This window comes from Streptomyces catenulae (genome assembly GCF_000718015.1).
GTDB classification, from domain to species: domain Bacteria; phylum Actinomycetota; class Actinomycetes; order Streptomycetales; family Streptomycetaceae; genus Streptomyces; species Streptomyces catenulae.
The window spans coordinates 21,272-37,551 of the sequence record NZ_JODY01000048.1 but is presented as its reverse complement, the minus strand read 5'-3'; the positions used below and the strand labels follow the sequence as shown (position 1 = coordinate 37,551).

Annotated in this window: 17 protein-coding genes; 10 read left to right on the top strand and 7 right to left on the bottom strand. The window is 74.2% G+C overall.

Annotated features, from left to right (window positions below; genetic code table 11):
- On the bottom strand, window positions 1-180 hold a 180-nt coding region (locus tag IF23_RS34705; protein ID WP_211266215.1), incomplete at its 3' end, for a hypothetical protein.
- Window positions 181-558: 378 nt separating this feature from the next.
- On the opposite strand from IF23_RS34705, the gene IF23_RS0129095 reads away from it, so the two are divergent.
- The 3 genes from IF23_RS0129095 (at window position 559) to IF23_RS0129085 (ending at window position 3,550) form a co-directional block, all read left to right on the top strand.
- Window positions 559-1,407, top strand: coding sequence for a glycerophosphodiester phosphodiesterase (locus IF23_RS0129095; protein WP_030288972.1), 849 nt, complete (start codon window positions 559-561; stop codon window positions 1,405-1,407).
- 140 nt (window positions 1,408-1,547) lie between these two features.
- On the top strand, window positions 1,548-2,309 hold the full coding sequence (locus tag IF23_RS31680; RefSeq protein WP_078654344.1) for an ATP-binding protein: 762 nt from the start codon (window positions 1,548-1,550) through the stop codon (window positions 2,307-2,309).
- Between the two features lie 272 nt (window positions 2,310-2,581).
- Window positions 2,582-3,550 (top strand): DUF5926 family protein, encoded by a 969-nt coding sequence (locus IF23_RS0129085; protein ID WP_030288970.1) that lies wholly within the window; start codon window positions 2,582-2,584, stop codon window positions 3,548-3,550.
- A gap of 577 nt (window positions 3,551-4,127) precedes the next feature.
- On the opposite strand, the gene IF23_RS0129080 is transcribed toward IF23_RS0129085, so the two are convergent.
- Window positions 4,128-4,832: a bifunctional DNA primase/polymerase gene (locus IF23_RS0129080; protein WP_030288969.1), complete on the bottom strand. Its 705-nt coding sequence runs from the start codon at window positions 4,830-4,832 to the stop codon at window positions 4,128-4,130.
- Window positions 4,833-5,484: 652 nt separating this feature from the next.
- Here IF23_RS0129080 and IF23_RS0129075 point away from each other — a divergent pair.
- The gene (locus IF23_RS0129075; protein ID WP_030288968.1) at window positions 5,485-7,206 is read left to right on the top strand and encodes a PP2C family protein-serine/threonine phosphatase; all 1,722 of its coding nucleotides are present in this window, start codon (window positions 5,485-5,487) and stop codon (window positions 7,204-7,206) included.
- 81 nt (window positions 7,207-7,287) lie between these two features.
- On the top strand, window positions 7,288-8,751 hold the full coding sequence (locus IF23_RS0129070; RefSeq protein WP_030288966.1) for an aminopeptidase P family protein: 1,464 nt from the start codon (window positions 7,288-7,290) through the stop codon (window positions 8,749-8,751).
- Window positions 8,752-8,824: 73 nt separating this feature from the next.
- Here IF23_RS0129070 and IF23_RS0129065 read toward each other — a convergent pair whose 3' ends face one another.
- Together IF23_RS0129065 and IF23_RS0129060 are read right to left on the bottom strand one after the other, a co-directional pair.
- The gene (locus IF23_RS0129065; protein ID WP_030288964.1) at window positions 8,825-9,103 is read right to left on the bottom strand and encodes a DUF1876 domain-containing protein; all 279 of its coding nucleotides are present in this window, start codon (window positions 9,101-9,103) and stop codon (window positions 8,825-8,827) included.
- 58 nt (window positions 9,104-9,161) lie between these two features.
- Window positions 9,162-9,839, bottom strand: coding sequence for a TetR/AcrR family transcriptional regulator (locus IF23_RS0129060; RefSeq protein ID WP_030288962.1), 678 nt, complete (start codon window positions 9,837-9,839; stop codon window positions 9,162-9,164).
- A gap of 457 nt (window positions 9,840-10,296) precedes the next feature.
- Between IF23_RS0129060 and IF23_RS0129055 the strand changes: the two genes are divergently transcribed.
- Window positions 10,297-11,637: a glycosyltransferase family 87 protein gene (locus IF23_RS0129055; protein WP_078654342.1), complete on the top strand. Its 1,341-nt coding sequence runs from the start codon at window positions 10,297-10,299 to the stop codon at window positions 11,635-11,637.
- A gap of 98 nt (window positions 11,638-11,735) precedes the next feature.
- On the opposite strand, the gene IF23_RS0129050 is transcribed toward IF23_RS0129055, so the two are convergent.
- Window positions 11,736-11,954: a DUF397 domain-containing protein gene (locus tag IF23_RS0129050; RefSeq protein ID WP_030288959.1), complete on the bottom strand. Its 219-nt coding sequence runs from the start codon at window positions 11,952-11,954 to the stop codon at window positions 11,736-11,738.
- 370 nt (window positions 11,955-12,324) lie between these two features.
- On the opposite strand from IF23_RS0129050, the gene IF23_RS34250 reads away from it, so the two are divergent.
- From IF23_RS34250 to IF23_RS34700, 3 genes are all read left to right on the top strand, one after another.
- Window positions 12,325-12,564, top strand: a complete 240-nt coding sequence (locus IF23_RS34250; RefSeq protein ID WP_051739968.1) for a hypothetical protein — start codon at window positions 12,325-12,327, stop codon at window positions 12,562-12,564.
- Window positions 12,565-12,959: 395 nt separating this feature from the next.
- Window positions 12,960-13,604 carry a DUF4232 domain-containing protein gene (locus IF23_RS0129040; protein ID WP_030288955.1) on the top strand — a complete coding sequence of 215 codons (645 nt, stop codon included), beginning with the start codon at window positions 12,960-12,962 and terminating at the stop codon, window positions 13,602-13,604.
- Between the two features lie 161 nt (window positions 13,605-13,765).
- Window positions 13,766-14,209, top strand: a complete 444-nt coding sequence (locus IF23_RS34700) for a DUF7144 family membrane protein (protein ID WP_030288953.1) — start codon at window positions 13,766-13,768, stop codon at window positions 14,207-14,209.
- 179 nt (window positions 14,210-14,388) lie between these two features.
- Here the strand turns inward: IF23_RS34700 and IF23_RS0129030 are convergent, their stop codons facing one another.
- Window positions 14,389-14,943 carry a MarR family winged helix-turn-helix transcriptional regulator gene (locus IF23_RS0129030; protein WP_051739965.1) on the bottom strand — a complete coding sequence of 185 codons (555 nt, stop codon included), beginning with the start codon at window positions 14,941-14,943 and terminating at the stop codon, window positions 14,389-14,391.
- A 69-nt stretch (window positions 14,944-15,012) separates the two neighbouring features.
- Here IF23_RS0129030 and IF23_RS0129025 point away from each other — a divergent pair, with 69 nt between their 5' ends.
- A complete protein-coding gene (locus IF23_RS0129025) occupies window positions 15,013-15,513 on the top strand; it encodes a cupin domain-containing protein (protein WP_030288950.1) in 501 nt (166 codons plus the stop codon).
- Between the two features lie 154 nt (window positions 15,514-15,667).
- Here the strand turns inward: IF23_RS0129025 and IF23_RS35480 are convergent, their stop codons facing one another.
- Window positions 15,668-16,225, bottom strand: a complete 558-nt coding sequence (locus IF23_RS35480; protein ID WP_157848100.1) for a hypothetical protein — start codon at window positions 16,223-16,225, stop codon at window positions 15,668-15,670.
- Window positions 16,226-16,280 lie beyond the last annotated feature (55 nt).

Genomic DNA, 16,280 nt, shown 5'->3' with positions numbered 1-16,280 from the left:
GGCGAAGCCGGGGGCCGGGGGTGCCGCGGCCGGAGGCGCCGCGGGCGGGGGCGGGGTGCCCGGGGCCGGTGGGGCAGCCGGGGCGGCGGAGGCGGACGTGGGTGCGCCGGACGACGCCTGGGGCGCCGCTTGCGGCTCTGCCTCCGGCGGTACGGAAGCGCCCTCGTTCTCGGTGCTCACAGCTCTCTCCTCGCTCACGACTGTGCCGGCCCGCGGCCCGCCCCTGGGAGACCGGTCGGCCGGGGCGCCCTGTGGCGCTCCGGTCCGCCGCGGTACGGGGCCGGGCTCCGGTGTCCGGACGTTCCGGTCCTCGGTGCCGGGGACGCGTCCGCGGGACCGTGAACCGGGCTCCAGGATTCCGGATCCCGGCGGTCCGGGCGAGTCCCGGCCGATCCGGGGGCGGCCTCGGCCTCAGCCTTTCCCACCGTGCGTCAGCGCACCGTAAGGCGAGGCTGTGACCGTCCCCATCCTTGATGCCGGACCCGTACGGCGCATCCCCTGTAGCCGTCCCCGGTCAGCGCGGGGCGGCCCCGGGACGGCGGATGGCACGATAACGCGGTGAACTGTGCACGCCCCGCCCAGGACTCCGGTCCGGGCCGTCCCGCCCCGTCCGTCGTCGCCCACCGGGGCGCCTCCGAGGACGCCCCGGAACACACGCTCGCCGCGTACCGGAAGGCCATCGAGGACGGCGCGGACGCCCTGGAGTGCGACGTCCGGCTGACCGCCGACGGCCACCTGGTGTGCGTGCACGACCGGCGGGTGAACCGCACGTCCAACGGGCGCGGCGCCGTCTCCGCCCTGGAGCTGGCCGATCTCGCCACGCTCGACTTCGGCTCCTGGAAGGCCACGCCGGACGAGCCGGAGGCGCCGGACCGGCGGTACGCGGACCCGGAGCGGACCGGGGTGCTGACCCTGGAGCGGCTGCTGGAGCTGGTCGCGGACGCCGACCGGCGCGTCGAGCTGGCCGTCGAGACCAAACACCCCACCCGCTGGGCCGGACAGGTGGAGGAGCGGCTGGTCACCCTCCTCGACCGCTTCGGGCACACCGCCCGGCCGGGGCGCCCGGCGGCGGAACGGCCCGCGGTGCGGGTGATGAGCTTCTCGGCCCGTTCGCTGCACCGGCTGCAGCTGGCGGCGCCGGAGATCCCGTCGGTGTACCTGATGCAGTTCCTCACGCCGCGCCACCGTGACGGACGGCTGCCGTCCGGTGTGTCCATCGCCGGACCCGGGATCCGCATCCTGCGGGCCCACCCGGAGTACGTCGAGCGCGCGCACCGCGCCGGGCACCGCGTCCATGTGTGGACGGTCAACGAGCCCGAGGACGTCGCGCTCTGCCGCGACCTCGGCGTGGACGCGGTCATCACGAACCGCCCGAAACAGGTACGGAAGCAGCTCGGCCTCGGGTAGCCGCCCCCTCCGTCCGTGCGCCCGCGCCTGCGCCCTGTGGGACCACATGTCGGATGCGTCACTGCTCGGCATGTGGCCGGTTTCCGGTCCAGTCCATTGGGGAATTCATCCCGTGGCGTGGGGCAAAGGAGGTCTCGGGGGTGGCGTTGATGGTGGCACAGGAGGTGCCGACGTCGTCGATCATGGCCGTACCCCATGGTCCGGCGGGCGTGGGAATGGCCAGGCGACGCATGCGCGGCGAGCTGTCGGCAAGAGGAATTCCGGACACAGTTATCGATGATGCGGCGCTGGTGCTGTCCGAGCTGCTGAGCAATGCCTGTCGGCACGCCCGTCCGCTGGACGCGAAGCATCTGCCCGACACGGCCCGTGACGACTCCGGGCGCCCGGGCGGCGCGTACGGCTCCCGCCCCGGGAGCGGTGCGTACGGGCCGCGCCAGACGGGCGCCGCGTACGGGCCCGAGGACGACCACGGGGAGGCGCCGTACGAGGCGGTGCTCGCCTCCTGGCGGGTGGACGAGCGGGAGCGGCTGACGGTCGCGGTCACCGACGGCGGCGGGCCGACCCGTCCCCGCCCGGCCACGCCGTCGATCACCGCGCGCGGCGGCCGGGGCCTGGCCATCATCCGTTCGCTCTCCCGCGACTGGGGGGTGCGCGACGTGATCGAGGGCGAGACGACGGTCTGGGCCGAGCTGTCGCTGCGGGACGCGTTCGCGGACCGCGTCGCGATGACGCCCACGGCCACGGCCGCCACCGTGCCCGCCCCGAGCCCGAGCCCGGAGGCCACGTACGCGGAGTGCGGCGGTCCCGCCGCCCGGGCCGGTCTGCCGGGCCTGCCCGAACTGTCGGACCTCGCCGACCTCTCCGCCTTCCCGGACCTCGACGACCCGCTGCCGCCGCACTGAGCGGGCGGACGGCGGACGCCCCCGGCGCGCACCTCGCGCCACGCGCCCCCGCCGCGCCCGCTCCCGCCCCCGGCCGGTCCGCACCCCGCGCACCCGATGCCACGGCCGTCCCGCACCGCCCGGATCCGGCCACGCCGTGAGCCGGCCCGCGCGGCGCGCACCGCGGCGCGCACCGCGGCGCGCCCTCGGCCGGAGCGCCCGCGCGCGTACTCCTCTAGGCTCGCGCGGACACGCGTCCCTACGCACCGGATCGACCAGGAGACACCGCCGCCATGGCCAAGAAGCGCCGCACCCAGCCCCAGGCCGCCGCACGTTCCGCCCAAGACGGGCCGGTGCCGGTCGTCGGTGCCCGGGAGCCCTGCCCGTGCGGTTCCGGCCGCCGCTACAAGGCCTGCCACGGCCGGAGCGCGGCGCAGGCCGTCACCGAGCTGGTGCGGCGGCCCTTCGAGGGGCTGCCCGGCGAGTGCGACTGGGTCGCGCTGCGCGAGCTGGTGCCCGCCGCGACCGTCCCGCTGACGCTCAAGGACGGGCTGCCCGAGGGCGTGCCGTCGGTGACGCTGGCGACGGTGCTGCCGATGGCGTGGCCCGCGCTGCGCCGGGACGACGGTTCGGTCCTGATCGGGCTGCAGAACGACACCTCCTCGGGCGACCTCAGCCGCGACCTCGCCGACACCCTGCGGCGCGCGCTGGTCGCCGAGCCCGGCACCCCGGTGACCGCCGGGCGGCCGGACGCCGACGGCCCGCGCCTCCAGGACCTGCTGGACACCGAAGCGCCCTTCACGCCGGAGGTGCACACCGGGTTCGAGTTCTGGGTGGAGAACGCCGACCAGGCGTCCGCCGAGGTCGCCGCGTCCCTGGAGCGGGCGAACGCCGCCGCGCTGCCCACCGCCCGGATCGCCGGTCTGGAGGGCGCGTACTGGTGCGAGGCGCCCGGCAAGAACCATCTGCGCTGGGTCACCGCGCACCCCGAGGAGCAGCTGCTGGACGCGCTCGCCCGGCTGCACGCCGCCGGGGAGTCGTCGCTCGGCGAGGACACCCGGCTGGTCGGCTCGTTCCGCGCCCACGGGCTCGTCGTGCCGGTGTGGGACCTGCCGTCGTCGATGAGCGCCGAGGACGTCACGGCGCCCGCGGTCGCGTTCGGTGAGCGGCTGGCGAAGGCGCTCGCCGACGGGTCGCCGCTGACCTCGGAGGAGCGCCGGGCGCGGGGCGGTCTCACCAACCGTCAGGTCACGCTCAGCTGACAGTGACGGTCCCGGACGCCTCCGACGTGACTCCTGTCACAACCCCCTCTACTTACGGGTAAAGAGGCGTCCGGAATACCGCGATCGAATTTGCGAACCGCCGATCTCTTGTTACGGTTCTAGGAGCCCGGTCGCTGGTGCATCCCCCGTCGCCAGCGACCGGGCGTTTCCATGTCCGCGGCCGGGTGTTCCGTCCCCGCCGCGCCCGCGCCGCCCGCCCGCTTCCCCGGCCGCCCGGCGCCCCACCACCGCCGCGCCGCCCGGCTCCCCGAAGCCCCGCCCGTACGGCCCGTACGGCGATTCCGTGGATGCTTGCGCCCGCGAATCCCCGCCGGGCGCCGTGGAGTTGCTCCGTACGGCACCCGACGGCGTACGGGCATGGCAACGGGGCGCCGTGGGGGCTGGACGGGGCCGCGGGGCGACAGGGCGTCAGCCGGTGTCCCTGCCGCGGGAATTCCTGACGTACCGCTGCGCCATCCGGGTGATTTACGCGGTGGATCGACGGTCCGGGCCGCCCCGTCCACGGGGGCGCGCGCACCGTACGCGCGCGCCCGTCGGTGGTCGCGGGCGCCCCGCCTCAGTAGGCGAGGCGGCTGCCGTCCGGGGTGCGGTTGCTCGCGGTGACCAGGGCGTCGACGATCGTGGCGACGTCGGGGAGCCAGGGCGCCGCGGAGGTGGCGGCGGGGGCGCGCTCCCAGCGGACCGCACCGGCGCCGGTCTGCGAGGGCGGCAGCACCAGATAGCCGCCGTCGCCGTGGAACCGCAGCGAGCTGGGCACCTCGTCCCGCGAGTGCAGCAGCTCACCCAACTCCGCGAGGTCGTACGGCGCGACGAGCAGCGCGAGGCGGGTGGGGGTGGCGACCACCGGGCCGAGACGGACGCCGAAGTGGTCCAGGGCGGCCAGCGCCCGCGCTCCGGCGGTGGCCGGGAGGCTCACCGCGCACGGCGCGCGGCCGCCGGTGGCGAGGATCACCGGGGCGTCGGGCCGGTTCGTCCACCACCAGCGGACCATCCGGGCGTCGGTGGTCGCCGCGAGCAGTCCGGGCTCGAAGGGGTGCGCGCCCGGTACGACGCACCCGGCGTCGGGGCAGCTGCACCGTGGTGCCGCGCGGTCGCCGCGTCCGGACCGGGTGCCGGGCGGCCGGGCATCCGAGCGGAGCCGTACGCCGGGCACCACCGGCCACTGCCATTCGGTGGCGCAGTGGAGCGCCGCGCCGATCAGGGCCGACTTCCCGGTGCGCCGGAACAGGTACTTGCGTCGCCTGCCGAGGATCTCGCGCATGAGCGCTCGTTCCTTTCGTTAACGCCGAGGGTTGCGTCCATCGCACTGCATGCCGGTTCATCCCGCTGCGCGGCGTGGGGTGCGTCCCGATCGCCGGCCCGGGGCCGGTCACGCCACGTGGAGCTTGGTCACCGCGTTCTCGAAGGGGCAACGCATCACGCCGTACGCCGAGCGTGGAACGTGGCGGGAGGTGACGCGCCGGGGGCGCTTGCGGTGCGGTGGTGCGATCTCGCCACTTGTGGGTGCGTCGCGGTCGTCTTCCGTAATGACGCCCGTGCCTGCCGGTGGGTTCCGGTGCGGCCCCAACTGGCCCCGCATCTCTTGGAGTACGTACCCGCCATCGTGCATATGACGCGCTGCCGATCGCGGCCAGTCGACCTCAAATCACCTTGGACAGGGCCCTTTTCAGGCCATGTGAAAGGAGTGAACGGGACCCGCAAACCCTCGCGGAACAGTGCTGGACATCACATCTCCGCTCCGTGTAGATGTGGAGGCGTGGAGAGCTGAGCGGCACGATATGGGGGTTTGCGATGCTATTCCGGGCAGCGAATCGGCGGCGGGACGGCGCCACCTCGCTCGACAAAAAGCGGCATTTCCCACCCCGTAAAGCGCTGAGCTGGGGATATGACCGGCCCGTCGGACGTCGCCGCTCGTGAGCGCCTCCCATATCCCGAATGTGGCCGGAATCGATCCTTCTTCTTCCGGACACGCGCACACTGCCGCCGCCCCCGCGGCGCCCCCGGCCGCCGGTCGCCCCCTCCCCGCCGACCCGCCACCGGGACCGGACACCCCAGGGGCCGACGCCTCCCCGGGGCCGGACGCCCCCGCCGACGCCGCGCCGCCCGACCGGACCGCCGTCGTCCAGGACCGGCTGGCGGGCTGGATCTCCGGGCTGACGACCCTCCACGACCTCACCGAACGGCTCACCCGCACCCGGACGCCGGACGCGGCGCTCCACGAGGTGCTGCGGGCCGGTGCCACGCTCGTCGGCGCGCCCCGGGGGCTGCTCGTCCTCGAACCGGCCGACGGGCTCGGGCCCGTCACCACCGCCGGTCTGGGCCTCGGCCACGCCGAACTGGGCCAGCTCGAAACCGTCCCGCGCGCCGCCCTCGCGTACGGCCGCCTCCTCGACGGTCTGCCGGAGCCCGCCGCCGGGCCGGACACCGCCCCCACCGCCCGGCCGCACCCGGCGCACGACGAGCCTCCGCACGCCCCCGGCGCCGATCTCCGCCCCGGGCCGCCCGACGACGCCGGGCCCGCCCTCGGCCACCCCGTAGCCCCCGCCGACGCGGAGCTGCCCGCCGCGACCGGGCACCCCGGGGTCGCCGAGCCGGACGTCCTCGGGACACCGGGGCTCGATCCGCGGGTGCGGGAGGTCGCGACGCGGCTCGGGTACGCGGCCAGTTACGCCGTACCGCTGGACGCCGCGCCCGTGGGGCGGCTCGGGGTCGCCGTCTGGCTCTACGACGAACCGGCCGAGCCCGACGACCACCGCCGCCATCTGCTCGACCTGTACCGCGCGTACGCCGCCGGGCATCTGGCGCGCGTGCTGGAGCTGCACCGGCAGCGGCAGCACGCGGCGGCGGTCGCCGAGGGGCTGCTGCCGCACCGGCTGCCCCGGGTGCCCGGCATCCGGCTCGCGGTACGGCACACGACCGGGCCGCGCGGTGGCGGCGACTGGTTCGACGCGCTGCCGCTGCCGGACGGCGCCCTCGGGCTGGCCGTCGGCTCGGTCTCCGGGTACGGGCCGGACGCGGTCGCCGCGATGGGGCGGCTGCGGGCGTCGCTGCGCGCCTACGCGGTGATGGAGGGCGAGGACCCGGTCGCCGTCCTCTCCGACCTGGAGCTGCTGCTGCGGCTGACCGAGCCGGACCGCTCCGCCACGGTGCTCTTCGCCTTCTCCGAGGCGCCGGGCGGGACGGCGCCCGGGGAGCCGGGCGGCGCGGTGGCGGCGGGGCCCGGCGGAACGTTCCCCCGCACGCTGACGCTGGCCGGGGCCGGGCACTGTCCGCCGCTGCTCACCGGGGAGCGGCGGACCGAGTTCGTCGAGACCACGCTCTCCGCGCCGCTGACCATGCTGGCGTGCTGGGAGGCGCCGAGCGTGGAGATCGCACCGGCGCCCGGCGAGACGCTGCTGCTCTACAGCGACGGACTGCTGCGCCGCACCGGCGACTCCGCCGACCACGCCTTCGCCCGGCTGCACGCGGCCGCCGCCGGGGCGCCCCGGGCCGTCCGCCAGGACCCCGAGGCCCTCGTCGACCATCTGCTGGACCGCCTGCTGCCCCGAGGGCTCGACGATCCGGCCTCCCCGGAGGACGTCGTTCTGCTCGCCGTCCACTTCGAGGAGGGACGGGAGGAGGGACGAAGTGCCTGAGACGTCACACCTTCCGCCCTCTGGACCGCTTTCTGTCCGCACATACGATGGAGTGCGGTTCAGTCTTTATTAGGAGGCACCGTGACGGACGAGCTCACCCCGGAGACCCCGGACGAGGACGAGCAGCCGATCAAGCAGCGCAAGAACGGCCTGTACCCGGGCGTTTCGGATGAGCTCGCCGCGAGCATGCAGAGCGGCTGGGCCGACACCGAGCTGCGCGACCTGGAGCCGATCGAGCAGGCGCCGAACGCCGCGCGCCGCCGCGCCGCGCTCTCCGCGCGCTTCCCCGGCGAGCGTCTGGTGATCCCGGCGGGCAACCTCAAGACCCGCTCGAACGACACCGAGTACGACTTCCGCGCGTCGACGGAGTACGTCTACCTCACCGGCGACCAGACCGACGACAGCGTCCTGGTCCTGGAGCCCCGCACCGGCGAGGGCGGCCACGATGCGACCATCCACCGGCTGCCCCGCTCCAACCGTGAGAACGGCGAGTTCTGGCTCAACGGCATGGGCGAGCTGTGGGTCGGCCGCCGTAACAGCCTCAGCGAGTCCGAGGTGCTGCTCGGCGTCCCCTGCAAGGACGTCCGTGAGCTGGCCGCCGCGCTGACCGAGGCGACCGGCCCGGTCCGCGTCGTCCGCGGGCACGACGCCGGTATCGAGGCGGCGCTGCGCGACAAGGTCACCGCCGAGCGGGACGAGGAGCTGCGCGTCCACCTCTCCGAGGCGCGTGTGGTGAAGGACGACTTCGAGGTCGGCGAGTTGCAGAAGGCCGTCGACTCGACGGTCCGCGGCTTCGAGGACGTCGTGAAGGTCCTGGACAAGGCCGAGGCGACCTCCGAGCGGTACATCGAGGGCACGTTCTTCCTGCGCGCCCGCGTCGAGGGCAACGACGTCGGCTACGGCTCGATCTGCGCCGCCGGTCCGCACGCCACCACGCTGCACTGGGTCCGGAACAACGGCCGGGTCCGCTCCGGTGACCTGCTGCTCCTCGACGCCGGTGTGGAGACGAACAGCCTCTACACCGCGGACGTCACCCGCACCCTGCCGATCAACGGCCGCTACACCGACCTCCAGCGCAAGATCTACGACGCGGTGTACGAGGCCCAGGAGGCCGGTATCGCCGCGGTGAAGCCGGGCGCGAACTTCCGCGACTTCCACGACGCCTCGCAGCGCGTGCTGGCCGAGAAGCTGGTCGAGTGGGGCCTCGTCGAGGGCCCGGCCGAGCGCGTCCTGGAGCTGGGTCTCCAGCGCCGCTGGACGCTGCACGGCACCGGCCACATGCTCGGCCTGGACGTCCACGACTGCGCCGCGGCCCGCACCGAGGCGTACGTCAACGGCACGCTGGAGCCCGGCATGGTGCTGACCGTCGAGCCCGGTCTGTACTTCCAGGCGGACGATGTGACCGTCCCCGAGGAGTACCGCGGCATCGGCGTCCGGATCGAGGACGACATCCTCGTCACCGCCGACGGCAACCGGAACCTCTCCTCCGCGCTGCCCCGGCGTTCCGAGGACGTCGAGGCGTGGATGGCCGAACTCCGCGGCTGATCCGCACCCGCGCACACCACGGCCGGTGGTCCCGGAAGGGGCCACCGGCCGTGTGCCGTCTCCGTAGCCGTTCTCAGGCCGGGATCGGGCGCGAGGTCCGCCCCGAGGCCCGGTCGATCTCGCCGTGGGCCTTGCTCAGCAGCCGCTGCTCCACCTCGTGGAGGGCTCTGGCCGCCGCGACCTCCTCGCCGACGCGCGGCTGGTTGGAGTCGATCGGGTGGCGGCTGGCGTAGCCGTGCCCGCGGATCTCCGTGCCGTCCGGCAGCCGGACCAGCGCCGCGGCGCGGGTGTGCTGGGTGTCCTCCTGGAACTCCATCTCGATGTGCCAGCCGACCACGGTGTTCACCGTCATGACGCTCACCTCCGAGGAGACTCCCCTCCCTCCAGGGTGCGCCCGTCCGGCCCGCCCGTCAGTCCGTACGCTCCCGGTCGCGCTCCCCGCTCCCCGTGCGCTGCCGTACGACGACCGGCGCCGCGCCGCCCACCCGGTACGCACCGGCCAGGGTCGCCGCCCAGACCGCGGTGGCGGTGGACTCGGCGAGGTCCGCGTCGACCGGGCCGCGGGCGATGAGGATGCGGTAGTAGAAGGGCGCGCCGACGGCGGACATCACCGCTTCCGGGTCGGTGTCGGGCGGTACCTCGCCGCGTTCGATGCCGCGCCGCACCAGCCCGCCGGCCAGCCGCAGCCGGTCGTGGAAGAAGTCGGCGAGGACGGTCTCGGCGCGGGAGTTGCGTCCGGCGGAGGAGACGACCGCTTCGACGAGGCGGCGCATCGGCGCCGCGGTGTAGAAGGTGCCGATGCGGCGGGCGAGCAGCCGTAGGTCCTCGGGGAGGCTGCCGGTGTCGGGGAGCGCGATGGCGGTGGACGCCTCCGTGAGCAGTTCGCAGACGAGCCCCTCCACGGAGCGCCAGCGCCGGTAGATCGTCGCGAGGTGGATGCCGGAGCGCTGGGCGATGCGCTCCATGCTCAGCGCGGCGAATCCGCCCTCGCTCAACTCGTCCTGCACAGCGGCGAGTACGGCCGCACGGGTGCGGGCGGTGCGTCCTCCGGGGCGGATCTCTCCCGGCGGTTGGTGCGCGGGGGTCACAGGGGCTCCGTATTGCAGTGTGGGGTCATGCCACGTATCGTCCGTGACACACTAACGCGAGCGAATTCGCGTTAGTGTACTGGTGTCGTTCTTGCAGGGACGGGGACACGGCGGGGGATGCCCTCTCGCCCTGTGAGACGACACCCCCTTTCCTTGTGCGGCCTTTCCCGGGCACTCCGGGCACCCGCCGCGGCATGACGACTCTCACATGGCGTTCGGCCGCCGCCGCATGATGCAATCGAGCGGGCAACCGCGCCGGAGGGCCGGAAACTTCGGCACTTTGTCCGGTTCATACCTGCACACCGCGCGTATACCTCTTGCGTATACCTGGCGTTTATAGTTGCGGTATGACCCTCCCTCTCCCCCCACTCGGCATGGGCATGACGTCTGCCCGCCGAGCTGCCCGGCCCGCCCCGCTCGTCCCCGGTAACCGGGCCCGCCGAGAGGCAGGCCGCTGATGGCCACGGACACCACCCACCCCGACGGCACGGCGGCGGCCCCCACCCGCCGAGGTGGTTGGCGCTGGGACTGGCCGGTCCTCGCGGGCTGCGCCATCGCGGGCCTGAGCGTCGGACTCGCCTCCCCGCCGGACACCTCGCAGCAGGCCTGGGGCCTGTGCAGCGCCGTCGGCTACGCGCTCGCCGCGATCATCGCCGCCTGCTCGGTCCGCCGCTGGGGGCGGTGGCCCGCCATCGTCTCCGTCGTCGGCGCCGGTCTGGTGCCGCTGATCTATCTGACGGTGATCGACAAGGAGCAGATGGAGGTCGGCGTCATCCAGCGCGGCGCCAAGCTGCTCCTGGACACCGGGACGCCGTACAACGCGGACCCGCACACCGTCCCGCAGTTCAACCCGTACCTGCCCGGTATGTCGCTGTTCGGCATACCCGACGCGCTGTTCGGCGACAATCCGCTGACCAGCGCGCGCCTCTGGTCCCTCATCGGTTTCCTGGCGGTCGTCCTGTGGGCGGTCCGCATCCTGACGAAAGACCGCGGTCCGGCCCCGCTCGCCACGCCCGGCGGCGTCACCCCGAGCACCGGCGCCCTGTGGCTCATCGCCTGCCCCGTCCTCATCCTGCCGCTGACCATCGGCGGCGTGGACCCGCCCGTCATCGGCCTGATCGTGCTCGCCCTCGCCTTCCTCCAGCGGGACCGGCCGGGCGCCGCGGGCCTCGCGCTCGGCGTCGCCTCCGCCCTCAAGTGGACCGCCTGGCCGGCGATCCCGGTGGCGCTCGCCCTGCTCTGGGTGACGAAGGGGAAGGGCGCCGCCGCCAGGTGCGCGGCCGGTTCGATCGGCCTCGCGGCGCTGGCCGCGCTGCCCGCCGCACTGATCGACTCCGGCGCCTTCCTCCAGAACGCGATCCTCTACCCGCTCGGCATGGGCGAGGCCAACTCGTCCGCGCAGAGCCCGCTCCTCGGCCATCTGATCGTCCTGCTGCTGCCGGAGACCGGTAAGACCGTGACGGTCGCGCTGATCGGCGTCAGCGCGGTCGGCGTCGCCGTCTCGCTGCTGGTCCGCCCGCCGCGTACGGTCATCGCCGCCGCCGACCGCCTCGCCATCGGCCTCCTGCTGGCGATCGTCCTCTCCCCCGCGACCCGCCTCGGCTACGCGATCTACCCGGTCGTCCTGATCTTCTGGCCCCGCTTCGCGGCGGCGCTGTCCCCGACGGACGCGCTCCCGCCGATCCCACGGCAGAAGTCGGACGAGCCCGCGGTGGCCGCCGGTGACGCCGAGACGCCCGACGCCGCCGCGGAGGCGACGTCCGGCGCGGGCGCGGAGACCGCCGCCAAGAACGGCTGACGGCCGCCAAGAGCGGCTGACGCCTCGCGTACGAAGGGCCGGGCCCGGGGAACTCCCCCCGGGCCCGGCCCTTCTCCGTACCTCCGGACGGCCGCCGCTCAGACCGTGAGCGTCCCGCCCTTGACCGCCGACACGAACCGGCCCCACGCACCGGCACCCACCACGAGGGCGGGCCCGCCGGGCACCTTGGAGTCGCGGACGGGGACGATGCCGGGCACGTCGTCGAGGATCTCGACGCACCGGTCGTCGACGGCGGTGCTGTGGCTGCTCTTCCGCCAGCGGGCGCCGCGGACGTCATTCCCGCTGTTGAACCGCATTCCCGTACTCCTCCGCCGCCGCATCGATCAGGGTCGGGGCCACGCACGGTGAAGACGGTGTGACCCTGCGCAGATCGTACGGCCCGCGGCGCTCGCCCATGAGGGGCGGAGCGCGGGCGAGTTGACCGCGGTGGAGGTGGCCGCGGTGGAGGTGGCCGCGGTGGAGGTGGCCGCGGTGGAGGTGGCCGCGGTGGAGGTGGCCGCGGTGGAGGTGGCCGGTGCGCCGGGCCCGTCGCGTGGTGGCGCGGCCCGCCGCCGGGTGCGGCCGGTTCCCCAGACTGACCTTCGACCGCCCGTCACCACTTCCACGCCACGGCCGAGCGCGTCACTCTGTGAGGGACCTTCGCAGAACGCACTGGAAGGGTGGACCATGACCGACCACTTCTCCCTCGACGCGCCCTCGGACGACGACACCCCGCGCGACGCCGAAGAGCAACTCGCCCTGCTCCGCGACGCCTTGCAGGCGAACGCCATCACGCTCCCGTCCCTCGGCCTCGACCTCCCGAACTTCGCCGCGCGCTACGCCCAGCCACTGATCGCCCTCGGCAACTGCAACCTCGCCACCGCCGAGGCACTGACCGCCGCCCTCCTCAAGGCGGCCGCGCGATGACGGAGTTGCCGACGGAACCGCGGACGGAGTTGCCGACCGAGCTGCGGTAGCGGGACTCCGGGGCAGCCGCCGCCCGGCGGCTGTGCCGGGCGGGCGCCGGGCGACACGGGGGAGAAAGGACGGCTTTCTTTCAGGAAGGGTTCCTGTGAGCGGCGGGTCCCGGTACCGGCGTGCGGCCGGTCGGCGGTGGGGCGTGCTGCCGGGGTGTCAGGGGCCGCCGTACGGCCGTGGATTCGGCGCCTACCTGCGGCGAAGGCGTCGGGCTCTGGTAAGTCCGGGTGACACCTCGCACCTCCACGGCACCTTTCACCAGTACGTATTCCGCGGACATGACACTCTCGACGCCGAACGGCGCTCCCCCGCCGTTCCCCTGCCGAGCCCCACGAGGACCACGTATGCCCTTCCGCCTCCGCCGCTCCTTCGCCCTGGTCGCCGTCGTCGGCGCGACCGTGTTCGCCACCACCGCCTGCGACGCCGACGGTGACGCCACCGCCGTCCAGAGCGGTGACGCCGGGTCGCCGACCGCCGGTTCACCTGCCGGTTCGCCCGCCGGGACGCCGTCCGCGTCCGACGACGGTCAGGCGACGTCGTCCGGCGCGGGCCAGGGCGGCGAGTCCGGCAAGGAGGTGGGCGACGCCTGCACCACCGAGAAGGTGCAGGTGGAGTTCGCGGACGCCGGGGGCACCCGCCCGGCGGTCCTCCTCAAGGCCACCAACATCTCCGACACCGCCTGCACCGCCTACGGTCTGCCGGTCGTCGGTCACCCGGCCGCCAAGACGCCCCTCACCACCGCCCCGGGCACCGACGCCCACGCCACCGTCGCCCTGGACCCGGGCGAGACCGCGTACGCCGCCCTGCTCCTCCCCGAGAAGGGCGCGCACCCGCACACCACGACCTCGTTCACCCTCGGTCTGCGCGACAAGGACGGCGACCCGCTCGACGGCACCGCCACCCTGAAGGCACCCGGCGAGGGCCTGACCGTCAACGACGCCTCCCGGGTCACCGCCTGGCAGGCGAACCAGGAGGACGCGCTCGGCTGACGCCCTCGCCTCCCCGTACGGCGCGGCCAGGACGCCCGTACGGGGAGGCCACCGCCGGGCGCCGAAACCCGGATCGGGGAGATTCCCCCGAATGGCGGCACTCGGGTGGTGGCCGGTGGCCGGTCCCCGGACGGTGGGCGTATCCGACCAGAGGAGCGGTCATGGCGCATACGGCGACTCCGCACAACCACCCGCAGCACGGCGACACCACGGAATCCCCCACCCGCGCATGGGCGGTCGGCGGCACGGTGTTCGCGGGGATCGTCCTGATCGTCGGCGGTATCCTCGACATCCTCAAGGGCATCACCGCGCTCTCCTCCGACGCCATCTACACGACCGTCAACCAGTACGTGTACCGGTTCGACCTCACGGCGTGGGGCTGGGTGCTGGTGGCGCTCGGCATCGTCGCGGTGATCACCGGGCTCGGGCTGCTGACGGACGCGATGTGGGCGCGGATCCTGGGCGTGATGATGGCGTCCCTCAGCCTGATCGCCAACTTCATGTGGCTGCCCTACCAGCCCCTTTGGGCCATCATCTCCATCGCCCTCGCCGCCTGGGTCATCTGGGCCCTCTGCGCCCACCGCCCCCAGCACCCGACGCTCTGAGGCAGGGACCGAGGCGGGATCCGAGGCAGAAGCCGCCCCCGGCGGCCGACGGTCCCCGGGGGCCGCATCCGTACCGGTGCCCGTCGCGCGCTGCGTGACGGGCACCGGTGCGTACGGGGTACCCGGTGCGTACGGGACACGGGGTGCGGGGAGCCGGGGCGCCAGGGCGCCGGGTTTCTTCAGGAAGGCTTCCTGTCCGTAGCCGTCGCCCCGCTGTCCTCCCGCGCCCCGGGGCGTTCCAACTCCCGGAGCAGGACCCGTAGGGCGTGGTCGAGGGTGGCGCGTTCGTCGGGGGTGAGGCCGGACAGAAGGCGGGACTCGTTGGCGACGTGGTCGGTGACGGCGGCGTCGACGACCTCGTGGCCGCGGTCGGTGAGGGCGACCCGGAAGCTGCGCCGGTCGCCGGGGTCGAGGTGGCGTGCCACGAGTCCGGCCGCCTCCAGGCGGTCCAGGCGGTTGGTCATCCCGGCGCGGGACAGCATCAGCGTCGTCGCCAGCTCGGACGGGATCAGGGTGTACGGCTCCCCGGAGCGGCGCAGCGCCGCCAGGACGTCGAACTCGCCGCGTCGCAGCCCGTGCCGGGTGAAGACCTCCTCCAAGGCGGGCGCGAGGACGAGGAACAGGCGGCTCAGCCGCCCGAAGACGCCCAGCGCCGCGAGGTCCAGGTCCGGCCGTTCGGTGCCCCACTGGTCGACGATCGCGTCGACCGCGTCCTTCGCATCCTTGTCGCTCACCGCCCCAGCCTATTCGACACCAGATAGTTCGACGCCTTACTATCTCGTGCCAAACGAATGGAGGGGCTCATGTCTCTGCTCACCCCCGACGACCGGGGCGCGGTTCTGGTGCGCGAGGCCGACGCCGAGACGCTGCGCGGCGCCGACAGCACGCTGCGGCTCTTCGCCGACGCGGGCACCACCGGCGGGGCGGTCAGCGCCCACCGCGTCACGCTGGCGCCCGGTGCCGATGGCGCCGCGCCGCACCACCACAACGGCGCCGCCGAGCTGTTCTTCGTCCTCGGCGGGCGGCTCCAGGCCCTGGCCGGGGAGGATGTGATCACCGCCGACGAGGGCGACTTCCTCCTCGTCCCACCGCGGATGCCGCACGCCTTCGCCGCGGAGCCGGGCACCGAGGCGGACGTCCTGATCGTCATCACGCCCGGCGTCGAGCGCTTCGACTACTTCCGGCTGCTGGACCGCGTCCGCAAGGGCACGGCGGACCCGCGGGAGATCCTGGAGTCGCAGGAGCGCTTCGACAACTTCTTCCTGGACAGCCCGGCCTGGCGAAGGGCCCGCACACCGCGCTGACCTGTGACAACGGTTCAGGGCCGGTCCGGCGGCCGCGCTTCAGGTCGCCATCGGAGGAGCGGGCCTCACCGCCGCCGACGACCGCCACGTCCCACGGGCGCCCGGCCGACGCCTCGACGAGAGCGGGCCCAGGGGGGCGAGCCGCCGGGCCGCCCTAGTGGAGGGTCCCGAGCAGCCTGTAGTAGAGCACCGGGAGCAGGACCGCGAGGACCGTGGCGGCGGTCAGCGCGACGATGCGGGGGAACGCGTACCGCCGGTACGAGGGCAGTGACGAGCCGACGATCAGCAGGACGACGGGGAGGAGCAGCGCACCGCAGTAGCCCGCGAAGTAGAGGGTGAAGCGGTGCTGTTGGGCCCTGCCGCAGGAGTCGCACCAGATCGGCGAGATGTAGGCGAAGAGCGCGCCCAGGCCCACGAACGACGTGGTGAGGATGCTCGCCACCGCCGTCCAGAGGATCGCCCAGGGGTCCTGGGGCTCGGGCCGCCAACTCGGCAACGCGGCGAGCGGACCCCCGGCGTACGGGCCGGTCCCGTCGTTCGCGGGCAGCCAGGTACCGGGCGCCGCACCGCTCGCCCCGCCGTCCGGCCGCGCCCGCCCTTCCGCACCCGCCGCACCCGCCGCGCCTTCCTGGACGAAGCCGGGCGGGAGCGGCAACACGGGGCGGGGCGGCGGGGGCATGCGTCCGGGGCCCGCGGGCGGAAGAGCAGTCATACGGGCATCCAACTGCGGTGCGGCCGGGGCCACATGAGTCGCGGTACTCAGACGG

What these genes read in the sequence shown, in the direction of transcription:
- IF23_RS35480 (WP_157848100.1), bottom strand. Translation starts at nt 16,225, where the DNA reads ATGACTGCTCTTCCGCCCGCGGGCCCCGGACGCATGCCCCCGCCGCCC.
- IF23_RS0129055 (WP_078654342.1), top strand. Translation starts at nt 10,297, where the DNA reads ATGGCCACGGACACCACCCACCCCGACGGCACGGCGGCGGCCCCCACC.
- IF23_RS0129025 (WP_030288950.1), top strand. Translation starts at nt 15,013, where the DNA reads ATGTCTCTGCTCACCCCCGACGACCGGGGCGCGGTTCTGGTGCGCGAG.
- IF23_RS0129040 (WP_030288955.1), top strand. Translation starts at nt 12,960, where the DNA reads ATGCCCTTCCGCCTCCGCCGCTCCTTCGCCCTGGTCGCCGTCGTCGGC.
- IF23_RS0129065 (WP_030288964.1), bottom strand. Translation starts at nt 9,103, where the DNA reads ATGACGGTGAACACCGTGGTCGGCTGGCACATCGAGATGGAGTTCCAG.
- IF23_RS34700 (WP_030288953.1), top strand. Translation starts at nt 13,766, where the DNA reads ATGGCGCATACGGCGACTCCGCACAACCACCCGCAGCACGGCGACACC.
- IF23_RS0129080 (WP_030288969.1), bottom strand. Translation starts at nt 4,832, where the DNA reads ATGCGCGAGATCCTCGGCAGGCGACGCAAGTACCTGTTCCGGCGCACC.
- IF23_RS0129050 (WP_030288959.1), bottom strand. Translation starts at nt 11,954, where the DNA reads ATGCGGTTCAACAGCGGGAATGACGTCCGCGGCGCCCGCTGGCGGAAG.
- IF23_RS0129085 (WP_030288970.1), top strand. Translation starts at nt 2,582, where the DNA reads ATGGCCAAGAAGCGCCGCACCCAGCCCCAGGCCGCCGCACGTTCCGCC.
- IF23_RS34250 (WP_051739968.1), top strand. Translation starts at nt 12,325, where the DNA reads ATGACCGACCACTTCTCCCTCGACGCGCCCTCGGACGACGACACCCCG.